Source organism: Flavobacterium sp. IMCC34518, from assembly GCF_027111095.2.
GTDB classification, from domain to species: Bacteria; Bacteroidota; Bacteroidia; order Flavobacteriales; family Flavobacteriaceae; genus Flavobacterium; species Flavobacterium praedii.
The window spans coordinates 1,903,541-1,926,807 of sequence record NZ_CP114284.2; the positions used below are offsets into that span (position 1 = coordinate 1,903,541).

Sequence of the window (23,267 nt, forward strand, 5' to 3'; positions counted from 1 at the left end):
ACTACTTTCGCAACTTAGAAAAAATAAGAATAGCCCAAAAACTATTTTGACTATTCATCTACTTAAGTTATTGGTGTAAAAGGGTTTAAAGCCGAAAGTAATTTTAAATCTTCTTTTTAAAATTTTCAATTTTCACCAAAGATTCAGTCGATATAAGGTTATAATTTCTGAGACTGAAATACAATTCCTATAGTTTAAAAGTTAAAAACGACTTTTTTAATGGAGGCAAATATTGTGCTTAATCCACTAAAATCCTGTTTTTGTATGCTTTAAAGTCAGTGCAATTGTTTTTTGAAAAAACAACATCTTGAACCAACCATTTAAAAAAAAGAAAAAAGTATAAATGAAAGACAATCAGACACAAAAAAAGTATTGGGGTATTGGATTGGAAAACGAAACCTACATGCAATTTGAAGAATCTCTTATAGTTTCTGGTGCGTTTATACAAGAAAAAATCGGTTTTGAGAAATACAGTATTGATTATAGAAAATGTTACAAACCGGAGAGTTTAGCTCCAATGTTGCAATCTGCTTTTTATAAAAATGAAAATTACAAAGTTAGTCGAATGATTAATAGTCATTCGCTAGAAAAATTAGATATCAACTATCAGCACAAAATGTTGTCGCCAGTAAAACCTTTTGTTGATACAGAAACTGCTGAGGTGAGCGCACAACCTCTTGAAAATCCCGAATATCTAGGAAAATCAATTATGGAACTTTTCCTTGAGGACCAACCGTACAATATTCAAAGTATGATTACCCAAAGAAATAAAACGATGGGATCGGTACACTTTGATGGTGATTCAATAGAATTTGTAACTAAATATTTTGAAAATCGTACTATTTCCGAGTCTTGTGATGAATTGAAAGCAACCAAAAAATTGTTCTTAGACACTATCAATGAATCGGCTGTGATCAAAGAAAAATTGAATTTTCCAGAGTATAACAATGGACTTAATATGTTCATGACCAATCAAGAAAATCTGGTTTTGTTCAATAACGGAACCTATCATTTTCACCTTACTTTACCAACGATAACAGAGCATAGCAGGATTGTAGATTATAAAGATTTTGAGGAAAAACATGCAAATGCTATCTATTTACTGCAATGGTTTGAGCCCTTCTTTATCACTACTTTAGGGAGTCCTGACATTATGGGTGTAATTAGTACGAAGTATGATTTGAACAAAAAATTCACTTTGGGTTCCATGCGCAATGCGATGTCGCGTTATATTGGTGTGGGCACTTATAACAAAGCCATGCCGAAAGGGAAAATTTTAACCTACAAAGTGGATGATTTTAGAAAACTGCTAAAGTTTGAAAAAGAAGATAATATTTGGTGGCGCGATCAAATTGAATTGGAAATGGAATATGAATTGCTTGCCGAAGTGGGACTTGATTTTAATCAGGAAAAAATGTATCAAAGCGGTTTTGAGTTTAGAAGTTTTGATGAATTTCCAGCGAGTTATTTAAACGATGTGCTTTTTGCCATTATTTTAATCTGTGAGCATGCATTGAATTTACCCAATGTAACTTGGGGTCATGATAGTGTGGTGTGGAATAATTTGGTTTTCAAAAGCTTAAAATACGGATACTTGACAGAAATTAATGCAGACGAGAAGAAAGAAGTTATTGATTTATTGCAGCTTTTAGATGCATCACAAACTAATTATACGGTTCTAAAAGCTGAATTTGAAGCAATCCTATTGTTGGATGAATTTTTCTTTAAAATAGTAGAAGTTTTACATGATAAATACAAAGACAATAATGTGTGCTTGGATTTGATGTGTGGGCAAAAAAATAATTTTCCTCCAAAATGGAATAACTTCAATAAATACCAAATTGAGCAACATTTGCAACAAATAGCAACATTTAGCGAGAATTAATATACTGTTGATTAGATGAATATGGATTGTAAATTCTTTTTTACAATCCATATTTTTTTACAATCGAAATTCATTTTAACCCAGATTTAGCCTTAGAATCCAGATAAAGTAGATTTCTTATGCAAAAATTAGGTTTAATACTTATCTTAGATTCCTAAAAAAGCTACAATCTAATTAGTGTTAATTTAAATGAAATCAACCTTCTGCCTTCTATTTCCAATCCTTTTTTTGAGTATTTTCAATATTCAAGCCCAAAACAAACCGAATTTAAAATCTGAATTTGAAGTTCCTTTTGAAGAATATTCATTAAACAATGGTTTGCATGTTATTTTACATATTGACAAGTCAGATCCAGTGGTCGCTGTGGCGCTTACCAGTCATGTGGGTTCTGCCAGGGAAATTCCGGGAAGAACTGGTTTTGCTCATTTGTTTGAACATTTACTTTTTTTAGAATCCGAAAACCTCGGTAAAGGTGGATTGGATAAAATGAGTGCCAAAATCGGTGGTGAAGGAGCCAATGGTTCTACAAGTAGAGATCGAACCAATTATTTTCAAACGGTTCCAAATGACGCTTTAGAAAAAATGATTTGGGCCGAAGCCGATAAATTAGGCTTTTTTATCAATACAGTTACAGAACCTGTTTTATCCAAAGAAAAGCAAGTTGTAAAAAACGAAAAAAGACAATCCTATGACAACCGACCTTATGGACACAATTTTGCGGTAATCAATAAAAATTTATACCCTACAACTCATCCCTATAATTGGGAAGTTATCGGTTCTTTGGAAGATTTGCAAAATGCTACTATAGAAGACGTTAAGAGTTTTTACAATAAATGGTATGTGCCAAATAATGTAACACTTACAATTGCGGGTGATTTTGATGTGAAACAAGCCAAAATCTGGATTGAAAAATATTTTGGAGAAATCAAACGTGGAAACGAAATTCCGAAAGTTGCCAAACAAGAAGTTGTTTTGTCAGCAACCAAAAAGTATTATTATGAAGATAATTTTGCTCGCTTACCACAATTAACATTGGCTTGGCCTACTGTTTACGAATTTCATCCCGATAGTTATGCTTTAGAAGTATTGGCAACTTATTTGTCTAAAGGAAAAAAAGCGCCTTTGTATCAAGTTTTGGTAGAAGATAAAAAACTAACAGATAAAGTATCATTATACCAGTACAATTCAGAAATAGCGGGGCAATATATGCTTAGTGTTCGTGCTTTCGAAAATAAAGATTTAAATTTAGTTTTAAATGGTATTGAAGAAGGTTTCTCAAGATTCGAAAAGGAAGGCATCTCTCAACAAGATCTGGATCGTATTAAAGCCAAACAAGAAACCGATTTTTATACCAATCTGTCCAGTGTTTTGGGTAAAGGATTTCAACTGGCACAATACACCATTTATACCGGATCGCCAAGTTTTATTAATCAGGATATCAAGAACATTCAGTCAGTTACAATTGAAGATGTGATGCGAGTGTATCAAAAATACATCAAAGGAAAATATTTTGTGGCATCTAGTTTTGTTCCAAAAAACCAAACCCATTTAGTATTGCAAAACGCTATATTGGCTGACATAGTAGAAGAGAAAATTACAGCCGATAAAGAAGATTCATTTGATGCAAGTGTAAAAGCAAGCTATCCAAAGACACCCTCTAGTTTTGATCGCAGTCAAGAACCGCCTTATGGAGAAAATCCCACTGTAAAAGCGCCAGCTGTTTGGAAAAAGCAACTCTCTTCAGGGATTCAACTTTATGGAATAGAGAATAACGAAGTTCCTTTGGTTCAGTTTCAGATGCAATTAAAAGGGGCTTTACTACTTGAGAATAAAGATAAAATAGGTGTTTCAAATCTTTTGGCCGATTTGATGACCAAAGGAACCCAAAACAAAACGGCACAAGAATTAGAAAATGCTATTGCAATTTTAGGAGCAACCATTAATGTGAATGCTACCGACGAAGATATTGTAATTTCAGGTACATCATTAGCGAAAAATTTTGAAAAAACGATACAATTAGTAGATGAGATTATTACGCAGCCTCGTTGGGATCAAACGGAATTTGATTTGATTAAACAAAGTACTTTAAGTCAAATTAAGGAGCAAAATGCTGATCCGAATAGTATTGCCAGAAACCAATTCCGAAAATTAGTTTTTGGTTCAGAAAGTCCATTTTCGAATGCTCTAATGGGAACAGAACAAACTGTTGGGACCATTACAATCGAAGATTTAAAGGATTTTTACAATAAAAATATTTCTCCCTCAGTTACTAATTTTCAAATTGTGGGTGCTGTTCCTATGAAAAATGTGTTGGCTGCTTTAGACCATTTGAATAAAAACTGGGCAACAAAAAAAGTAATAATTCCTTCTCCTGTGATACCAGCCAAACCAACGAAATCTGTTGTGTATTTTTATGATGTTCCTGGCGCCAAACAATCAGCAGTTCGAATTGGATCTGTTGCATTGAAGGCTACTGATTCCGAATATCATTTAGCCAATGTGTTGAATTATCGATTAGGTGGTGGCGGATTTGCCTCACAACTGTTACAGCAATTGCGAGAGGAAAAAGGTTATACGTATGGTATTAGTTCCAGTTTTGATGGTACTGCTAATAAAGCGCTGTTTTCAATAAATAGTAATGTGCGTACCAATATTACTTTTGAAGCACTTCAATTAATAAAAACAATTTTAGAGAATTATGGCAAAAATTTTAATGCCAATGATTTAGAAATTACTCAAGGATATTTGATTAAGAGTAATGCGCGCGCTTTTGAAACTTTGGATGCTAAGCTTAGTATGTTAAACGAAATATGCAATTACAACTATCCCAACAATTATGTTCAAAAGCAAGAAATTGAAACCAAAAACACAACCGTTTTGGATATAAAAAAATTGGCTGAAAAATATCTTGATGCCAATCAAATGATTTATCTGGTAGTGGGCGATGCAGCAACGCAATTGCAAAAATTAGAAGAATTAGGTTTTGGGAAACCGATAGTGTTAAATCCGAAGAACTAAATAGATTGTTGATTAGAATACAAAAAAAGGCTGTATAGAAAGTGTTTTTCGAACAGCCTTTTTTTAGAAAGTATTCAAACGTTCAAATCCATCTGTAAATTTCCGCATAGTATACTGTTTGGCGTAGGAATCATAATATCCCAAAATGTAATAGTTTTTGAATCTGATGATACTTGGTAAACTTACTTCTGAATGCTCTTTCTCAAAACGAGAAATAAAATCTACAGCAAGCGGATCTTGTTCTTGTGTGCTATGTTCTAGCTTTTTGTCGAATACACTTTCAAAATAAACTGTTGTGGGGCCAGAATAATTTAGCAAGTCATAAGCAACATCGGTAAAATTACCTGATATAGCGGCGTTAATTCCTGTAGAGAGATCGTAATTGCTTTGGCCGTCATTTGTCCCTCCTAGTGTGATTAAAATAGCTTTAGGGGTTTTGTAAACCGATAGCCCAACATTCAAAAACAACAAACGTTGCAAGAACTTAGCTGTGTTTTTTAGTTCTCTTGGTTTTTGGCCATTCATTTGAATCCATAAAGGGGAGTTTTTAAAGGAAATAGTATCTGTTTTTGAAACAGTAAAGCTTTTGATACTTTCGCCAGATTGATATTCCTTTATCTCAAAAAGTAATTCATCTTCGTTGGCGGTAATTTGATACATTTTTTTTTCGTGATAAAACGAATTAGACACTCCTGTTTGTTTTTTGGTGGCTGGTTTCAAAAACCTTTTTTCCTGAATTAAAAAAGTAGTTAAATCAATATCAAAGGTTTGAGTTTCCTTAAAATTATGATCAAAAGTGAGGAGTAATCGGTTTTTCAAAACATACAGTTTTGTTTTTTGAGTGCCTTTGAACAATGGATTGAACTGATTGGTTTCCATTTTTTCAATGGGACAAACTTCTAGTATCTGATTCATTGTTAAGAGTTCAGTATTCTTATTTTGAAATTTAAAAGAAGTGAAATCCAGTATTTTTTCTTCTTTTTTACCATCTTTAAAAATATATAGAACCATTTTTTGTTCTGAATCTTTTTCCGAAAGGATATAAAAAGTATTGTTCTCTTGAAATTGGCAGACAATCGATTCCTTGTGAAAAGGAAGGTCATAATTCAAAATTGCCACAGTGGTTTTAGAATTGAGATCATATTGTACGGCCATTACTTTTTTTAAATCTTCAGATGACCAATATAGAGTAGGGTTTCCTTCGGCATTAAAACTATAACCTGTTATTAGTTTGTAGGTTAAATCGGGTCTTGGAAGCGAATATTGATGCGTAAGAAACAAAGCGCTATTGTACTTTAGGATCGTAACCGTTTCTTTGTCGGAAGCAAACACAAATACATCGTGTGTACTTGTATTTTCGGCATTTACGATTTGTTTGTATTCTTTGGATTTTTTGAGTTCCAATGGATAAGTGGCCAATATAGTTTGGCTAAATAGCAGGTTGCATTGGCTTAGAATCAAAAAAAGAATGATTTTCTTCATAAGTTAGTTTAAAATAGATCCAAAAATAGGGATTCCATTTCTATCAATAGAATTTATTGATTCATTATTTCTTGGAAATAATCTACCATTTGCCCTACATGCATGGCATCCATCAATCCATGATGCACATGAATAGACATCGGCATGGTTCTTTTGCCATTTTGGTCAATTGTCATTTTACCAAAAGATATTTTTGGGCAACTGTCTGGGAAAGTCATGCTGCGAGCGTGAGAAAGGGATGTGAATTTTAACCAAGGTATGGCCGAAAAGTGAATCAGGTTTTCACCATTAAATTCACGGGTAAATAAACCAGTTGTATTTTGAATGCGTTCAATTTCTGCCAATGCGGTTTCTTCAAAAATTTGATAATCGGGATGGTATTCAATTAAAGAGAATCCAAAAGTACCATCAGCCCTACTTATGGTTGCTGATCCATCAATTCGATCATGAATGTAGACATGGGTATTTAAAATTCGGTATCTAAAATTCTCAAAAGCATTGACGGCGGTTAGGGTTTTGTGTAAATAATAAATAAAAAAGGAAGTGTTTAAAAATTTAGAATTTATGTATGCTTTCGAACAATCTATATCAACTGTAACACCAAAGAAAGGTTCTTGCATTTGTTTAAAGAAAAGGAAATGTTCTTTTCTATTCCAATTGTCTAGGTCTAAAATCGTTTTCATTTTTTAGTGTTTATTTGAGTTCAATGGGATAGTTGTGCAAACTTTTTTACCGAAATAGGCCTAAATTTAAAACCTAGCTAAAATACTAAATAAAAAGCATTTTAACTAGGTTCAAAAGATTAAAAAAACGATTTTTAAACGTCTAATAATTGTAAGACTTCTGTTATTTTTTCGAAGGCCTGAAAGTTTTTATGTTCTACTTTATGGTCAATTTTTTCATGAGCCCAAGTGGTGTGAAACGGAATATGTACTGCGTATCCGCCAATTGCCAAAACAGGTAAAACATCTGATTTTAAAGAATTTCCAATCATAAAAAATTCCTTTGATTGAATCTCCAAGCGTTTGATCAAATCCGAATAATCTACTTCTTGCTTGTCTGACATCACCTCAATATGATGAAAATAATGCCCCAAACCCGAATTGTGCAGTTTTCGGCGTTGGTCCAACAAATCGCCTTTGGTGGCAACGACCAATTTGTATTTCCCATGTAAGGCTTGTAGAGTTTCCTCAACACCGTCTAATAAAATCACCGGTTTTTCTAACAACTCTTTTCCATACTGAATAATTTTTTCAATTATTTCAATCGGAATGGTATTGTTCGAAATTTTCATCGCCGCCTCGATCATCGAAAGAATATAGCCTTTGATTCCGTAACCGTACAATTTGAGATTATCGATTTCAATTTTAAAAAGTTCCTTCGAAATTCCCTGATGTGACAAGTAATCTTCCATCAAACCACAGAATTTTTTCTCGGTTTCATCAAAATACGTTTCGTTGATCCACAAGGTGTCATCGGCGTCGAAAGCAATTACTTTTAGGTTCATTTTAGTTGTATTTAACCCTTTCAGAGTTTTTAACCCTTTCAGAGTTTTTAACTCTGAAAGGGTTGTGATGTATTTTTTTAATTTATCGTTTCCCCATTCCCAACACCATCTCCATCAGGATTTACGAAAACCAATTTACCTTCGGCATTGGTGGTCATCAAAATCATTCCTTGACTTTCTACACCGCGAAGATTTCTTGGGGCTAAATTCACAAGAACCGTTACGCGTTTTCCAACGATATCTTCGGGTTTAAAACTCTCTGCGATTCCCGAAACAATAGTACGAACATCAATTCCAGTGTCCACTTTCAAAATCAAAAGTTTGTTGGCTTTTGGCATTTTCTCCGCTTCCAGAATGGTTCCTACACGAATATCCATTTTGGCAAAATCCTCAAATTGAATTAAGTCTTTTTGCGGTTCGGCTACTTTATTCTCGGCTTTGTTGGCAGTTTTTGTTGCTTCCAATTTGTCTATTTGTTTCTGAATTTCCTCATCTTCAATTTTAGAGAACAATAATTCAGCTTCTCCAATTTGGTGACCCGCAGGCAATAAATCAGAACTGTCTGTAATTGTTTTCCAGTCTAATGGTGATTCAATTTTTAAGATTCGTGATAATTTTGTCGCTGTAAATGGCAAGAAAGGCTCACAAAGTGAACTCAATGCTGCAGCAATTTGCAAGGCTACATACATTTGGGTTTGTACGCGAGCTGGATCGGTTTTGACCATTTTCCAAGGCTCTTCGTCTGCCAAATATTTGTTTCCTAGACGGGCTACATTCATCATTTCGCCCAAAGCTTCACGGAATCTGTATCTTTCCAATGAACTCGAAATCACGGCTGGATAGGCTTTCAACTCGGTTAATACTTCATTGTCATAATCCGTGAAGCTAGGAGTTCCCCCTTCGGGGGTTAGGGGGCTTGGTTGAGGTACGATACCTTCATAATATTTGTTGGTCAAAACCACTACACGATTAATGAAATTGCCATAAATCGCTACTAATTCATTGTTATTTCTCGCCTGAAAATCTTTCCAGGTAAAATCATTGTCTTTAGTCTCAGGTGCGTTTGATGTTAATGCATAACGCAAAACATCCTGTTGGTTTGGAAATTCTTCTAAATATTCGTGCAACCAAACGGCCCAGTTTTTAGAAGTCGACAATTTGTTTCCTTCCAAGTTTAAGAACTCATTTGCAGGAACATTGTCTGGCAAAATATAGCTTCCTTCGGCTTTTAGCATCGCTGGGAAAATCACACAGTGAAAAACAATATTGTCTTTCCCAATGAAGTGAACCAGCTTCGTATCTTGATCTTTCCAATACGGTTCCCACTCTTTTCCTTCACGCTCTGCCCATTCTTTGGTCGATGAGATATACCCAATTGGTGCATCAAACCATACATACAATTTTTTTCCTTCAGCGCCTTCAACCGGAACATCAATTCCCCAATCCAAATCACGGGTTACGGCGCGAGGTTCTAAACCTCCATCGATCCACGATTTTACTTGACCATACACATTTGGTTTCCAGTCATTTTTATGTCCAACGAGTATCCATTCATTCAAGAAATCCGAGTAACGATCCAAAGGTAAAAACCAGTGTTTCGTAGATTTCAAAATAGGAGTTTCCCACGTAATGGTCGATTTTGGGTTGATCAAGTCGGTTGCGTTTAGTGTAGAACCACATTTTTCGCATTGATCACCATAGGCTTCTTCGTTGCCACATTTAGGGCAAGTTCCCACCACAAAACGGTCTGCCAAAAACTGATCAGCTTTGGCGTCATACAATTGCTCGGTTACTTCTTCAATAAAATCACCTTTATCATATAGCGTTCTAAAAAATTCCGAAGCGGTATCGTGATGAATTTTTGCCGAAGTTCTGGAGTAATTGTCAAATGAAATTCCGAAATCAGAGAATGATTTTCTAATAATTCCATCGTATTTATCAATTACTTCCTGTGGCGTAATCCCTTCTTTTTTTGCTTTCATCGAAATCGCAACACCGTGTTCATCGCTTCCGCAAACAAACAAAACGTCTCTTCCTTGCAAACGCAAATAACGAGAATAAATGTCCGAAGGCACGTAAACCCCCGCCAAATGGCCAATGTGTATAGGTCCGTTTGTATAAGGCAATGCCGCTGTAATCGTATATCTTTTTGGATTCTGTAACATAATTCAGTTTAATTTGTTGCAAAAATAAGCAATTATTTATTGTCATACTGAGCGAAATCGAAGGATTAGGAGCTAATCCTGCTATCCGTTGCAAATATATTTACTGAACTCTTAGTTTTATAAAATTATATGAGGTAATCTTTTTCTTTTTAGAGAAAAAACAAAAGTCATTTCTATTCACTGGAGAGAGTGGTAATTTCTAAATTCTCGAAATAATAATGCAAACTATATCAATAATTATATAACAGTTTTCATACACTCTAAAACTAATTTAGCCATTATTAATTATAAATAAATAGAGCATGAAAACTAGAAGCATATTATTTGCATTAGCATTAAGTATCGGATTATTTGCAGCGTCTTGTAATTCTAATGATGAAAACAAAGGAGATACTATAACACCAATAACTGGGAAATGGAGTATTGTCAAAGTGGGTACAAACGTTAATGGTATTGAAACATTGGTAGATCCGCCACAAAACACGAGCGGTTGTGATCATGATTATCTTAATCTAAAGATTGATAATACATTAACATCTGGAGATTATGATTCTGCTGTTAGCCCATGTGCTCTAACAACTGTGTCAGGAACATATTCTAGACCAGATAGTAAATTAACAACGGTTATAAATGGAGTGACTACAACTTATGATATTGTTAATCTTACACTTACCGATTTGAAGTTAAGACAAGGCAACGCTATCTCAGTTTACATCAGATAATTCCTTTATCAGGTGTTGGATAAAGTTTTTTTGAGAAATAGTAAGAAACGGAAATGATTTTAAAAGTCATTTCCGTTTTTTTTATGGATTGAATTGTTAAGAATGAAAATGGTGTTTATTAGAAGCTATTTCCCGCTATCCGTTGCAATCTTTCTATTTTTAAAGAAAAAATAGAAAGGATTTTCACTACTATCGGGGCTAGGCTTTTGGGGTTTCAGAACGGTTTCGTAATGATCTAATCTATTCATTTGTTTATATTTGTAACCTGAATTATAGAAGATCTGAATCATGGCAAAAGGACCCGAAAAAAATACCAAGAACAAGGCTTTACATACTAAATTGCTTAATAGAAAAAAGGCTAAACTGCAAGAAGAGAAAAAAGCCCAAGCATTGCGTTTGAAAGCATTGGTTACAAAAATGAATCAAAAAAAAGAATAGTACCAACACCTTTGTCAAAGTTCATCCCGATAATTATCGGGATTGACAAAGGTTACAAAGTCTAAAGAAAATTTCTTTTCTGTTTTTATTTAACGGAAATTTGCAGCAAATATTCAAAAAACAAAATCCTATGGAATTCGGCAGAATAATAGTTTCGGAAACGGCCTTCAACAGTGAAAATGCTCAAGATGTGATTCACTCTAATATCTCGGTGATCAACCTAATGCGTGAGGAAGGGGTGAAAGATGAATTAATTCATGAAGATGCGCTGATGAGTTATTATTTGGACTATTATTACTCACAATATGTCTCCGGAAATTTTGCTCAATTTGTACACCATTCGGGTTGGAACAATGAATTAAATGAATTGCTGGAAGAAGGTTTGGCATTAATTGGTGCCGAAAAGCATTTGGAATTATTCAAACAGCAAAGCAAGAAAGTAAAACTAATGAGCAGTGTAAAGCTCAATAAATTTCTGAAAGGAAAATTAGAAGGCGTAAACCCTATTAGAGATTTGCTTATTAATGATACTTTTTTTGAAATCGAAGAAAACCTAGTTACTTTGAATGCCAATTTTCTAAAATCCCATCCTGATTTCGAAGTGCTTTCGGTAGATGATATGTTTGCTGCTTTGGAAGAATTTGTGGGTCATGAAATTAAAAGGGAATAGTTTAGTTGTATCGCAAAGTCACGCAAAGGAAACCACAAAGACACGCAAAGAAAATTAAAAAAAACTTTGCTAATGGTTGTGTCACTTTTGCGCGTCTTTTTGTAACGCTTAATTCTTTACAAACTTCAATTTCTTAGAGCCCGAATCGGTGTTGATTTTTATAAAATAGACGCCCGTTGACCAAGAACTAATATCCCATGAAGTTGCCGAATTACTTGTCATTATTTTTTGTCCAGTTACATTATAAAAGACCGTTTTCTCTAGGATTATTCCTGTTGGTAAAGCTAGATTCAAAATTGTATTGGATGGGTTCGTGTACAATTGTAAAGCATTCAATTCAAAGTTTTCGTTTCCTAAGGTTACCGTATTTCCTTTTGAAATGATATTTTTATTTGGATCGAAAGTGATACTAGAAATAGTAAATGGAACGTTTTCAATAAAATTTTCTCCATTCACGGTGTTATTCAAAACCAAATCCAATTGTTGACCACCCGATCCAAAAACACGAATGGGTACGGGCATTTCAAAAAACGATACTGAAGCGTCCGATTGCGTTTGATTGATAGTAAATTTGGCTTGACCGCCTCCTATATTTTGGCCCGATATTGTATATATAGGATAGCCTTGATTGTAGATCCAATCATTAAAGAATTCGGTCAAACTACTGCCATAAACCACTTCCAAATGCGATTGTAAATCGGGAGTTTTGGCATATTTGTAGGCTAAATTTACATCTTTTAAATAATTTTTTACTCCTTGAAAAAACGGAGCATCTCCCATTTTGAAACGGAGCATATTCAGTACCATCGCCCCTTTATTATACGTTAATCTAGAGCTAAAAATCCGATTGACATCCGTCAGTTGAGCATCGGTCAAATAAACTGCTCCATTAGTTTGGGAAGTTATGTTACTAATCATTTTGGATTTTTCGGTTACAAAAGCCGCTTGTCCATCAAAGTTTTCGATGACCAGTGCCGCAACATATGTAGCAAAACCTTCGTTGAGCCAAATGTCTTTCCAGCTGCCACAAGTGATTTTGTCACCAAACCATTGATGTGCCATTTCGTGAGCAATGAGACTCCGCCCAAAACTATTCATAAACGAAACCGTGGTATGCTCCATTCCGCCGCCCCATCCAAATTGCGCGTGACCGTATTTTTCGTTGTGAAAAGGATAGATTTCAAAAAGGCTTTCATACAAATTTAGTATCAAAGGTGTTTGATCCAATTGTGTTTGTACCGATGCTAGAGTCTCTGGATAGATGTAGTTAATAATGGGATATTGGTTGGGTGCACTACCTCCAGTTTGATTGTACACGCTGTAATTGGTTACGGCAATGGCAATTAAATAGGCCGGAATTGGGTAGTTATGGTGAAAGTGCGTTGTTTTATTACTACCATTAATCACAGGTACTTCTGGTTCTATTCCATTTGCAACACTAATATACTGCGATGGAGCAGTTATATAAATATCAATAGTGTCTACTTTATCATTCAAATCCTGTTTGCACGGCCACCAATCACGGGCGCCATAAGGTTCGGATAATGTATATAAAACAGGCGAGCCATTATGTATTGATGTGGTAAAGGCCTGTTCTCCATTTGCGGGAGCACCAGAATAAGATATGACAACTGTTGCGGGAGTATTTGAGGTAAGTACACTTGGTAAAGTAATAACCAATTCATTGTTGCTGTTTTGTGCAAACATCAACGGGATTCCATTTTGGGTAACACTATTTACTGTCAATTGATTGGTTAAGTCAAATGTAACTGTTGAAAGATCTGATAATGCTGTAAAAGTAGTAGTTACAACCCCAGAAATATAATAATTGGATGGATCTACGTTAAAGCGAAGTTCATGATAAGTAATGTCATAATTTTGAGTATTGGGATTGACTAATAAATTCAATTTTTTACTAGCCATTTTCATTTCAGAATGTGCAATTTCATCCAATTGAAGATCGTTTTTTTGAGCCGAAACTAGAAAAACAGTAAAGAGTAGAAAATAGAGAAAAGTTGCTTTCATTTGGAATAGATTAGACACAAATATAGTAATACCATTTCGAAATACGTACTAATTCAATTTACTCTCTCTTTTCTAAATGGGTTAGCAAAGGATATGTAATAAAACAATTTATAGTTCGAATGAAAATAATTCCCAGTTAAGTTGAAATTCGGTTTTTTACATAAAAAAAAGCCAGCTGATTTCTCAGTTGGCTTATCGTAATATGTTATTTTAGTGATTTTAGATTTTGAAAGTAACCCCAAATTTAGCACCACTCGTACCTGTGTTTCCTCCTAATTCTAGATTAATACCAAATTTATCGGTAAAGAAATAGCGACCACCTACTTGAAGTCCAAGACCTAAAGATGTATTGTCTGGGTGAGGGTTGTTGTTGTAGTCGTTATAATTCCAAATGTAATAGGTAAGACTGGCACCCGCGTAAAAGTCAAATTTGCTTGGGATATCTAATATTCTGTTGAAATGATAATTTCCGTTTGCTCCAATTCCTATAGCAGTTGAGTTGTATTTATAATCTTTACCGCCATAATAGTATGGGTCATTGTCTGTTTGAAAAGACAGTTGACCACCAAGTGTAAAATCTTTGGCGATTCCGTAATCCAAACCAAAATAAACAGGAACACCCCAACCAGAAAGACCTAAACCTGCGTTTAATTGTACTCCACCTTCTTCAAGTGGACTTTGAGCAAATACACCGTTTGATATAAAACCAAAGGCAATTATTAGAATAAATTTTTTCATAATTTTTGTTTTTTAATACAACGTAAAAGTATATTTTTTTCATGGTTTTATTTTTAATTTTTGGTAAAAATGTCAGATTTCAGTGAATTTTACAAATATCCACTTTTGTAAATACCTGTTTTGCAAATTGAAATACTATAGTTTTGGATAATAGATAAAGATTTTTGCACTAGTAAAGCAATTTTAAAAGGCAAACAACGTTTTGTAAGAAAGAATCCTATATGCGACTACACTATTTTTTTCTGTTTTTTATTCTTTTTTTCGGATCCTGCAGTAAAGAGGATAATAGCAATCCTCAATCTATAACCGATTCCAAACAAAAAATGAGGGAATTTGTAATAGGAATTAGTCAATTTGCCAAAGCAATAAATCCTAATTTTAATGTCATTCCGCAAAATGGGATTGAACTTGTAAGTAGTGATGGAGAAAATAGTACACAATCGAATTCCGATTATCTCAACGCTATAGATGCCAATGGTCAAGAAGATTTGTGGTATGGATATGATACTAATGATAAAGCTACACCAGTTGAAACAACTTTATATTTAAAAAACTTTTTGAATCTTTCCAAAAAAGCTGGAAAAACAATACTTGTGACCGATTATTGTAGCACAATTTCAAAAATAAACGATTCCTATTTTGAGAATAATAAATTAGGATATGTTTCATTTGCCGCTAATCAGCGAGAATTAAATAATATTCCTTCAACTACAGTTTATCAAGAAAACAATCAAGTCATTTCAAAAATTTCTGAAATCAAAAATTTTCTGTATCTGATTAATCCTGATAATTTCGCAACAAAAACTGCCTTTATTAATGCAGTGATTGCTACTAATTATGATTTAATTATTATGGATTTATTTTTTCATGATGGAACTAGCTTTACAAAATCAGAAATCAATACTTTACGAAATAAAGCAAATGGAGGAAAGAGATTGGTAATTTCATATATGTCTATCGGTGAGGCTGAAGATTACCGTTATTATTGGCAAAGCAACTGGAATACTTCAAAACCAATATGGATGGATAGTGAAAATCCAGATTGGAAAGGGAATTTTAAAGTCAAATATTGGTATCCTGAATGGCAGAAAATTATTTATGGAAATGATGATTCCTATGTGAAAAAAATTATGGATGCAGGTTTTGATGGGGTTTATTTAGATATTATTGATGCCTTTGAATATTATGAATAACCCGCTGGGTGAAATTTAAATGAAATAAAAAATTTAACCACATAGGAGAATCATAGATTAGTATAAAAAAGGTCAAGAATAAATAGAAATAGCACTATTTCTTTCTTTTAAAAACTATAAATTCTATGATTCTATGTCAATTTCGTTTCCTTAAGAGTGGGTTTTGTCATTCTGACGAAGGAGGAATCACATTATGTGTTCATGTAATGTGATTTCTCCTGCTGGTCGAAATGACAAATTAAACGAGTTTGGTCTGAGAGTTCCTTAAGCAAACGAAATTGGTTTCTATATGGCAAAAAATAATTTTACAAAACGTGTTTTAAATAATAATTACAGTACTAACATTTTGGCATTATATTTTATTCCATTATAAATTACTTGAACGATATAGGTGCCTGTTGAAAATATTTGGGTTGTATTAAAACTCAAAATATCGCCATCTACCAAATAGGAATTTCCAAAAATTTTAGAACCCAACATAGAATAGATATTTACCTGAACGGTACTGTTTATAAAGTTATAAAACTGTAGATTAATTTGGTTGGTTGTTACTGGATTTGGAAAAATCCTCATGAAATCCGTATTTGGATAATAAATCGTTTTGTCTGTTTTAAAAATGGGTAATTTTTCAAATGAACCTCCTAAAACCGCATCCGATTGCGCTTCACTCATGCACAACCAATCTTGCATTATGGTAGCATAAATTTGTCTGAAATCATACTGAAAAGGAATTTGATCATTTACTGTTGCAGTTTGTGGCAAATTGGGAGAAGTCCCAATCATACCCGAAACCGGATTAGGTGTTCCCTCTACAGTTCCTCGACCTGTATTTAATGCCGCGCCAAAAAAGAGCACAGGTGCGCCAGAACCATGATCGGTTCCTGAACTATCGTTGCTCTTAATTCGTCGTCCAAATTCACTAAACGTCATTCCAGTTACAATATCGGCTTTACCCATTAACTTTAAATCTTCTTGAAATGCACCGATAGCTTGAGACAAAATACTTAAATTTTCGGCTTGTTTGCCTAATTTTTTATCCGAATCCAATACTTGATTTTCATGACTGTCAAAACCTTTGGGATGGTTCACCACATAAATAGGAGTTTGCAATCCGCCATTAATGAGTTTAGCCACAATTTTTAATTGATCAGCCAATCCATTTTTATTGGGATAGTTTGGCGATTGCGGCTTAGGTACATTATAGGCTTTTTGTATCGATTCTCTATAGGCATTACTCTGGTCTTTCATCAATCTCAAAAAGGTCAATTCATGGCCATAATCAGAGTTGGGTGCTGGATCCGAAGTAGCATTGATTACATTCAATAAATCTTCAGGTTTAGGGACACTATAGGCCATGTTTATTTTTGGCCCTTGCAATGAAAATGGCAAAGTTGATCCAATTTGTATTGCCAAAGGATCGGGCATTTCGGTATTGGGATATGCCGTTGGAAAGTTTGGATATACGGAATCTAAAGCCCTGCCTAACCAACCGGATGTTAATGACTCGTCACTATCCGAGGCCGTGAACCAAATATCGGTTGCTCTAAAGTGACTGTAACTTGGATTGGGATAAGAAACTCCTTGTACGATCATCATTTTACCGTTATTGTACAATTGTTGCATTTCCTTCATGGCGGGATGTAAACCTGTTGTTTCGTTGTAATGCAAAGGCAAAACATCGCTTTCTTTCATCAATATATTGGATCGTGCGTTGGTCAATTCACTCCATTTATCTCTGGGTAAAACCATATTTAGTCCATCATTTCCACCATTCATCTGAATAATAACTAAAATTTTTCCACAACCAGCTGCTGCATTAGCTAGTAATTGCAAACTTTTGTTCTCAATTTGAGAAGATGCCATTACGGGAATATGATTAAAAACCAAAGGTATTGTTGATGCAAGAGCAGTTGTCTTTATAAATTTTCTTCTTTCCATTTTTTTATTTAGTTTCTAAGTTCCTACCCTTCTGAGTTTCTAAGAATCTTAGCGCCATAGCAACTTAGAATCTTAGCCTCTATTTAGCTACATTAACTGATATTCTGCAAATTCAACAATAGTGAGCAATAAACTTCGTATTCTTGTTTTGACTATCTGAAGGTTCATTTCGTTTGGGTTATTGATATAGGTTTGCCAAGCACTAGACCAATAATAATCGGAAGCCTGCCCTGTTAAAAGGGTTTGCGTTTTAATGGCATCTTTGGCACCCATACTAAAATCGATTGGTAATAAATATTTGATACATTCATTAACCAATGCGTTTGGATCTTCACAAGTTGCATTTGGAAATTGTTTAACAAAAGCAATGACATCGACTTCCATTCTGGTGATTAAACCATTTTTTTCCTTATCAAAACCATAAAATAAATATTCAATCAAGCCATAACGTCTTTGAATCGAATTGGAATTAATCCAATATTCATGAAAAGAGGGTTTTTGGTAAAAAGCTTGCCAACCTGCTACATTTGGAATAGATCCCATAGCTTGCTGCATGTCGTACATCGCATAATTAAAGGTGTTCCAAAGATCATATTGTGCCTCATAATTGGTGGCATCGGCCACGTTGTAATTGAGATTAAACGTCCGCATCGTTCCGACAATAACATCCAGAGGAGATTTGATGAAAACACCTCGATTAGCCATGTCAAAAAAGTGTTCGCTTTTAAATAATTTGTCCAAAACGGGTAAGATATTCCAATTATTAGCGACAAAATGCTGTGCCAAAGGAACAATTACATTGGCTTCTATATTGGCATCAATATCATAATACACGAAGAAACGGTACAAACGGCGACAAATGTATTCGGAGACTACTTTTGATTTGGAGAAAATCATATCTATAAATAAATCCAATTCTCCTGCCCCAGTGTTTGCAATAGCGTTATTGTTAAAAAAAGAAGAAAATTTCTTGGTACTTGTGTCGTGCAGTTTGTCTACAAAATTAGTGGCCTCGTTAATAGTGTTAAGATTTTGAACTCTCCATCCTGTAAGTACTTTGGCGGCTTGAATAACATCGGCCTCTGTGTATTGACTGGCTTCTTCTTTACCAAGTGTAAAAAGCTCCATAACTTCACGGGCAAAATTCTCATCTGGTGCCGATTTGGTATTGGCTTGATTGTTCAAATAGAACATCATTGCGGGTTGTGTGGCCATATTGCGAATTAAGGATTTGTAATTCCCAGTGGCATTATCCCGAAACATTTTGATGTATTTGTAACAAATTCGAGCCGAATTGGTATTGCAATATTCATTTGATGATTGCTTTATAAACTCAAAATCTACTGGAATAAAGTGATACCAAAAGAGTGTCATTTTTTCTCGAATGCTAATATCTTGATTGAAAGCAAGTCCCAGCCACCATGAACTTAGTCCTGAAGTTCGATTGCCATTTGTGTTTCCACCAATATCATTTGTAATAAAAGCATCATTTGTCCAATCGGCACCATAAGGAAGACCATTTTCGTCTGGTTTTTCGTTATTGTAATGATTTACCGGAGGGGCAGGAGGAGTAGTATCAATCGTTAAAACTAGATTAACGGCTTGATTCATGGAAAGTCCCAATAAAGTATCTACATCCTTTTTTTGGAAACCAAATCCTGTTCTTCTTAATAAATGTAAGGCTTCAGATGTTGACCATGTACCTGTGTAAGGCGCAAGACCGCTTGTAACATTCGTCACGCGTTCGGTTTCTGAACCTGATTTACTGGTTTGGTCTTTTTTTGGGTTGGTTAAATAAGAATAACGGCGGCCATTGTAAATTTTACGAGAATATTTTTCGAATAGTGGATCTTTTTCTTGGGCATTCACTAACAACCTTTTCAGTAATTTTGTAAATAAAGCGCGCCTTGTTAGTATACTGTTTCCCATAAATATTTATTCAAATTTTGTAGTGATGATTAATGACTAACTACAAACGACAAATATATTCAAATAGGTATAAATGGGATGATAAATACGACAGAACACGTATTTTTACGTAATATGTAAATAAAAACTGTAATATTTACTACATTATAATACTGACTCTTTTTTAGTGTTTTTACTTCAAAATAGCAATAAGATCTTTTCCTTTTTTGGTTGTTAATTCAGCTTGAAAATGTCCTAGATTATTTTCTTGTTTAAGATTAATTTCAAAGTGTTCAAACGATTTTAGAAGTTCAAAATTTTTGTTTTTGCCAATAATAGACTTCCAATCTTTCGATTCTAGCTTTTTGAAATTTAATAGTAAATAACCAATTTTAGGTTCTGAAGCCTTTAAAATGCTTTGTTTTGATGGATTTGCTTCGAATGCTAAAGTGTTGTTTTTAACATATGCTTTGGTCGTTGCCAAAGGAAAGTTCAAAAAAACACTATGGTTATCAATCGTTTTTTGAGTTTTAAGATAATTATAGACTTTTTGAGAATTCTTTGATTGAATTGAAAAGTAAAAAGAAGGTTCCCGATTCGTATGTACAGTTATTTTTTTCACCAGATTAAAGTCGTCATCATAATCATAACTTATTGCAGAAACTTTCTTTTCCATCATTGGATAGATGAATAGTTCCGTTTTACTTGGTTTATAAGCCAAAATAGAATCCAAGTTGAATCCCATAGTTTTTTTGATTTTATCGGAATTCCCAGTGATGATTTTTTGATTCTGAATCATTCCAAAATCAAAACCAAGTGACATCAATGCATCTGGATTTTGAGAAAATCGAGTTTGTTTTTTATATTTTGAATCTAATTTTAATTGTCCTTCTGCTATAATTTTTTGTCCTTCCAAAGTAATATTTAGAATTCCATCTTCTTCTAGAAAACTGTTTTTTTTGATCCAAATAGTTATTGCATTCGGAGTGTCTATTGTTTTCGCTATTTTTTCAGAATTCAAAAACTGCTTTTTCAAGAACAACTCTTCTGCGGTTTGTATTCCAATTGCTTTTTGTTTTTCTGAAAGATTCGAAATTAAAATTTGATTTGAATGTTTTAAAATTAGAATCTCCATCGCACTGGAATGATAGCAACTCAAACCGTTTTTTAGTTTTAGTTTGCTGAATTTCCCTTTTAATATTGCACTTTCAAATGCTGTCTCATTTTCAATTTTTAAAACAGAATACCATTGCGTTAAGGATTGGTTTTCGAGGTGAAATAAAGCCAGATAATTGGGGGTTTTAATACCAGAATTAGAAAAAGAAAATGTTTCATTTATTCCTTTTTCATTCTTATTATGGAACCATTTAGAAGGATTTTTTAGATAGGAATACATAAAACAATTTCTGATATTCTTTACATCTATCATCACGATTCCATCCGCATTTTTAGGAATGTATTTGGCATCAAATTCTTTAGGGTATCCGTACCAATAAAAAATTGTCATACTTCCTAAAACAATAAGAAGTATGACAATTTTAGAGAAAATACTTTTAAAAAATTTCATCAATTATTCTGTAACAGTTGGTTCTTTTTTGCTTTCGGTATACATTTCGTTAATAACATCAAAGAAATATTGTAAACTATTGGAGTGCTCCCCTTTAATAGTATATAAAGATTCTGAAACAATGTTGCCATTTTTATATTTGGTTTCCATCGAAATTTCTCCAGCATTTTTTAGGGCAATATCAAAATAATTGGTTTTGGACTCCTTGTCAAATTCAGTTTTAGAAGCTTTAATTATTTTTTGAAGATCGATCCAGACTGCCGAATTGTTTTTGGAGATGGATTTCTTGAATGCTTCTTGTATTGGCATTACTTTTTGATTGATGAGGTTTTCTATGTTTTCTTTGGATGTAGTTATCATTACTGCACCATTTTTCAATCCAATGTAAAGGTTTTCAAGAATATTGTCTTTTTCAAAATGAATCGTATAATATCCGTTAGTCAATTGATAATCGGTCGCTGTAAATTTGCTTTTGTTTAGCGGAAGCTGCAATAATTTGTTCACAAATGATTCGTTTCTCGTATTCATAAGAAACGTAAAGTCAGGTTGAATTTCTTCTTTAGTGCCTTTTGTTTCCAGTTGTTCATAATTTTCATCGTATGTAATGGAAACGTAATCTCTTTGTACTTTTTTCAAATCGTGAAGCACAAAAAGGGCAGTACCCGGAACTAAATCTGCTATGGCTTTTTCATCCAAAAGCAAAGCAATAGCATCAATAATTACATCGGCTTCTTTACCACTGGCGTCTTTGGCATACGTTTGGTAAGCTGAATTCAATGTGTTTTTCAAAATGGTATATTCATAATTCATAATGGCTTGGGTGTCCATCGAAATGGAATAATACCCCAGCACATTTTTCCCGACGTAGTTCAATAGGTTTTTGTCTATTTTTGAATTAAACATCCCTTGATATGATTTTTTTGTTTCTTCGTTTTTAGGAGTTACGACTTGACTCAATCGAATTTTGTCTTTTTCGAAGTATACATTTGTGTAGAAACTACTATTCAATAATCCATTTTTGTAAATCCCTGACAAATGTGAATTACTTCCTAATAATGAAGTATATACTTGATTAGTTAAGGCATCCAAATCTGCAAAAACATAAAAATCGGACTTAGGATTGTAGTTTTTAAAGAGTATAGAATTACCCATTGGCGACTCTGTTTTGGAATCAAATGCCTCTTTAAAAATTAAATCTACGATCGGATTTATTTTTAAGTTCTCAATAGAATCCGTTTTCTTAAGTTCAAGTTCTAAAAGTTTTCTATTGGTTTCTTCTAATTCTGCATTTGCTTTATCTTGTGCAGCATAAATTTCCTCTTCTGTTGGATCAACAATTACAGGCTCTGTTTTTACTTTTTTTGATTTCTTGCCTTTTTTTGATTTTGTTTTTTTCTCTGGAGTAGTTTTAACCGTTTCTTCAGCATCATAAGCTGGTGCTGCCATGTCATAATTGACTGCTGCTGTATCAACTAATACTCCAGTTGTGTCCATACTTGTTAGGTTTGCATACGGATCGGTATCATTATACTGGTATGGTTTGGTATAACTGGCATTGATTAATACAGCAAATTTGTCATTCCAAGCCAAATGATGTTTTTTTGAGGTACTTACTCTGGAGTATGATCCTTGGTTTTTTATCTTAAGACTATCTCCATATTTACTTTGAACTAGCTTTTCAAATAGGGAGGCATTATTTAATGGTATCAAAATTACATAGTTCATCACAGAATCTTTATTAATGTAGTATTGATAGTGCTTGTTATTGAAATCTATACCGGTTTGGGTTAAATCTTTTGGTAAAAATTTCAATTCTTTTTCTATTAAAGACTGCATCCACGGGTAGTCTTGTATGGTTTTTATGGCTACTTTTTCGTTTATGTTTTTACCGTTGAAGCTTAAAGCAAAAGGAGCGTTTTCAGGAACTTTGTTTGCTAAATCTTGGGCTTGTGAAGTAGTTGAGAAGCAAATAATAAGGATTATTATAAAATTTTTCATTTTTAAATACTAT

Annotated in this window: 16 protein-coding genes; 6 read left to right on the forward strand and 10 right to left on the reverse strand. The window is 33.8% G+C overall.

The window, feature by feature from the left end:
• The first annotated feature begins 343 nt into the window (after window positions 1–343).
• Both OZP06_RS08280 and OZP06_RS08285 read left to right on the forward strand, forming a co-directional pair.
• Window positions 344–1,885: a hypothetical protein gene (locus OZP06_RS08280; protein WP_269224462.1), complete on the forward strand. Its 1,542-nt coding sequence runs from the start codon at window positions 344–346 to the stop codon at window positions 1,883–1,885.
• Between the two features lie 189 nt (window positions 1,886–2,074).
• Window positions 2,075–4,903 carry a pitrilysin family protein gene (locus OZP06_RS08285; RefSeq protein ID WP_281324473.1) on the forward strand — a complete coding sequence of 943 codons (2,829 nt, stop codon included), beginning with the start codon at window positions 2,075–2,077 and terminating at the stop codon, window positions 4,901–4,903.
• Window positions 4,904–4,966: 63 nt separating this feature from the next.
• Here OZP06_RS08285 and OZP06_RS08290 read toward each other — a convergent pair whose 3' ends face one another.
• The 4 genes from OZP06_RS08290 to metG form a co-directional block, all read right to left on the reverse strand.
• A complete protein-coding gene (locus OZP06_RS08290) occupies window positions 4,967–6,385 on the reverse strand; it encodes a hypothetical protein (protein ID WP_281324474.1) in 1,419 nt (472 codons plus the stop codon).
• Between the two features lie 53 nt (window positions 6,386–6,438).
• Window positions 6,439–7,068 carry a chloramphenicol acetyltransferase gene (locus tag OZP06_RS08295; protein ID WP_269224465.1) on the reverse strand — a complete coding sequence of 210 codons (630 nt, stop codon included), beginning with the start codon at window positions 7,066–7,068 and terminating at the stop codon, window positions 6,439–6,441.
• A 134-nt stretch (window positions 7,069–7,202) separates the two neighbouring features.
• Window positions 7,203–7,892, reverse strand: coding sequence for an HAD family hydrolase (locus OZP06_RS08300; RefSeq protein ID WP_269224466.1), 690 nt, complete (start codon window positions 7,890–7,892; stop codon window positions 7,203–7,205).
• A gap of 77 nt (window positions 7,893–7,969) precedes the next feature.
• Window positions 7,970–10,057 carry a methionine--tRNA ligase gene (gene metG, locus OZP06_RS08305; RefSeq protein WP_281324475.1) on the reverse strand — a complete coding sequence of 696 codons (2,088 nt, stop codon included), beginning with the start codon at window positions 10,055–10,057 and terminating at the stop codon, window positions 7,970–7,972.
• A 302-nt stretch (window positions 10,058–10,359) separates the two neighbouring features.
• Here metG and OZP06_RS08310 point away from each other — a divergent pair, with 302 nt between their 5' ends.
• From OZP06_RS08310 to OZP06_RS08320, 3 genes are all read left to right on the forward strand, one after another.
• Window positions 10,360–10,779, forward strand: coding sequence for a lipocalin family protein (locus tag OZP06_RS08310; RefSeq protein WP_269224467.1), 420 nt, complete (start codon window positions 10,360–10,362; stop codon window positions 10,777–10,779).
• A 288-nt stretch (window positions 10,780–11,067) separates the two neighbouring features.
• Window positions 11,068–11,217, forward strand: coding sequence for a hypothetical protein (locus OZP06_RS08315; RefSeq protein WP_281324476.1), 150 nt, complete (start codon window positions 11,068–11,070; stop codon window positions 11,215–11,217).
• A gap of 130 nt (window positions 11,218–11,347) precedes the next feature.
• The gene (locus OZP06_RS08320; protein WP_269224469.1) at window positions 11,348–11,887 is read left to right on the forward strand and encodes a hypothetical protein; all 540 of its coding nucleotides are present in this window, start codon (window positions 11,348–11,350) and stop codon (window positions 11,885–11,887) included.
• A 108-nt stretch (window positions 11,888–11,995) separates the two neighbouring features.
• Here the strand turns inward: OZP06_RS08320 and OZP06_RS08325 are convergent, their stop codons facing one another.
• The gene (locus tag OZP06_RS08325) at window positions 11,996–13,912 is read right to left on the reverse strand and encodes a M1 family aminopeptidase (RefSeq protein WP_269224470.1); all 1,917 of its coding nucleotides are present in this window, start codon (window positions 13,910–13,912) and stop codon (window positions 11,996–11,998) included.
• A gap of 219 nt (window positions 13,913–14,131) precedes the next feature.
• The gene (locus OZP06_RS08330) at window positions 14,132–14,650 is read right to left on the reverse strand and encodes an outer membrane beta-barrel protein (RefSeq protein WP_269224471.1); all 519 of its coding nucleotides are present in this window, start codon (window positions 14,648–14,650) and stop codon (window positions 14,132–14,134) included.
• 323 nt (window positions 14,651–14,973) lie between these two features.
• On the opposite strand from OZP06_RS08330, the gene OZP06_RS08335 reads away from it, so the two are divergent.
• Window positions 14,974–15,843 (forward strand): endo alpha-1,4 polygalactosaminidase, encoded by an 870-nt coding sequence (locus OZP06_RS08335; protein WP_269224472.1) that lies wholly within the window; start codon window positions 14,974–14,976, stop codon window positions 15,841–15,843.
• Window positions 15,844–16,173: 330 nt separating this feature from the next.
• Here the strand turns inward: OZP06_RS08335 and OZP06_RS08340 are convergent, their stop codons facing one another.
• From OZP06_RS08340 to OZP06_RS08355, 4 genes are all read right to left on the reverse strand, one after another.
• Window positions 16,174–17,781, reverse strand: a complete 1,608-nt coding sequence (locus OZP06_RS08340; protein ID WP_269224473.1) for a DUF1501 domain-containing protein — start codon at window positions 17,779–17,781, stop codon at window positions 16,174–16,176.
• Window positions 17,782–17,868: 87 nt separating this feature from the next.
• Window positions 17,869–19,710 carry a DUF1800 family protein gene (locus OZP06_RS08345; protein WP_281324477.1) on the reverse strand — a complete coding sequence of 614 codons (1,842 nt, stop codon included), beginning with the start codon at window positions 19,708–19,710 and terminating at the stop codon, window positions 17,869–17,871.
• A gap of 172 nt (window positions 19,711–19,882) precedes the next feature.
• Window positions 19,883–21,256 (reverse strand): hypothetical protein, encoded by a 1,374-nt coding sequence (locus tag OZP06_RS08350; protein ID WP_269224475.1) that lies wholly within the window; start codon window positions 21,254–21,256, stop codon window positions 19,883–19,885.
• A 3-nt stretch (window positions 21,257–21,259) separates the two neighbouring features.
• Window positions 21,260–23,254 carry a hypothetical protein gene (locus OZP06_RS08355; RefSeq protein ID WP_281324478.1) on the reverse strand — a complete coding sequence of 665 codons (1,995 nt, stop codon included), beginning with the start codon at window positions 23,252–23,254 and terminating at the stop codon, window positions 21,260–21,262.
• Window positions 23,255–23,267: the final 13 nt, after the last annotated feature.

What these genes read in the sequence shown, in the direction of transcription:
- OZP06_RS08325 (WP_269224470.1), bottom strand. Translation starts at nt 13,912, where the DNA reads ATGAAAGCAACTTTTCTCTATTTTCTACTCTTTACTGTTTTTCTAGTT.
- OZP06_RS08295 (WP_269224465.1), bottom strand. Translation starts at nt 7,068, where the DNA reads ATGAAAACGATTTTAGACCTAGACAATTGGAATAGAAAAGAACATTTC.
- OZP06_RS08315 (WP_281324476.1), top strand. Translation starts at nt 11,068, where the DNA reads ATGGCAAAAGGACCCGAAAAAAATACCAAGAACAAGGCTTTACATACT.
- OZP06_RS08330 (WP_269224471.1), bottom strand. Translation starts at nt 14,650, where the DNA reads ATGAAAAAATTTATTCTAATAATTGCCTTTGGTTTTATATCAAACGGT.
- OZP06_RS08300 (WP_269224466.1), bottom strand. Translation starts at nt 7,892, where the DNA reads ATGAACCTAAAAGTAATTGCTTTCGACGCCGATGACACCTTGTGGATC.
- metG (WP_281324475.1), bottom strand. Translation starts at nt 10,057, where the DNA reads ATGTTACAGAATCCAAAAAGATATACGATTACAGCGGCATTGCCTTAT.
- OZP06_RS08285 (WP_281324473.1), top strand. Translation starts at nt 2,075, where the DNA reads ATGAAATCAACCTTCTGCCTTCTATTTCCAATCCTTTTTTTGAGTATT.
- OZP06_RS08310 (WP_269224467.1), top strand. Translation starts at nt 10,360, where the DNA reads ATGAAAACTAGAAGCATATTATTTGCATTAGCATTAAGTATCGGATTA.
- OZP06_RS08340 (WP_269224473.1), bottom strand. Translation starts at nt 17,781, where the DNA reads ATGGAAAGAAGAAAATTTATAAAGACAACTGCTCTTGCATCAACAATA.
- OZP06_RS08320 (WP_269224469.1), top strand. Translation starts at nt 11,348, where the DNA reads ATGGAATTCGGCAGAATAATAGTTTCGGAAACGGCCTTCAACAGTGAA.
- OZP06_RS08280 (WP_269224462.1), top strand. Translation starts at nt 344, where the DNA reads ATGAAAGACAATCAGACACAAAAAAAGTATTGGGGTATTGGATTGGAA.
- OZP06_RS08355 (WP_281324478.1), bottom strand. Translation starts at nt 23,254, where the DNA reads ATGAAAAATTTTATAATAATCCTTATTATTTGCTTCTCAACTACTTCA.
- OZP06_RS08335 (WP_269224472.1), top strand. Translation starts at nt 14,974, where the DNA reads ATGAGGGAATTTGTAATAGGAATTAGTCAATTTGCCAAAGCAATAAAT.
- OZP06_RS08345 (WP_281324477.1), bottom strand. Translation starts at nt 19,710, where the DNA reads ATGGGAAACAGTATACTAACAAGGCGCGCTTTATTTACAAAATTACTG.
- OZP06_RS08290 (WP_281324474.1), bottom strand. Translation starts at nt 6,385, where the DNA reads ATGAAGAAAATCATTCTTTTTTTGATTCTAAGCCAATGCAACCTGCTA.
- OZP06_RS08350 (WP_269224475.1), bottom strand. Translation starts at nt 21,256, where the DNA reads ATGAAATTTTTTAAAAGTATTTTCTCTAAAATTGTCATACTTCTTATT.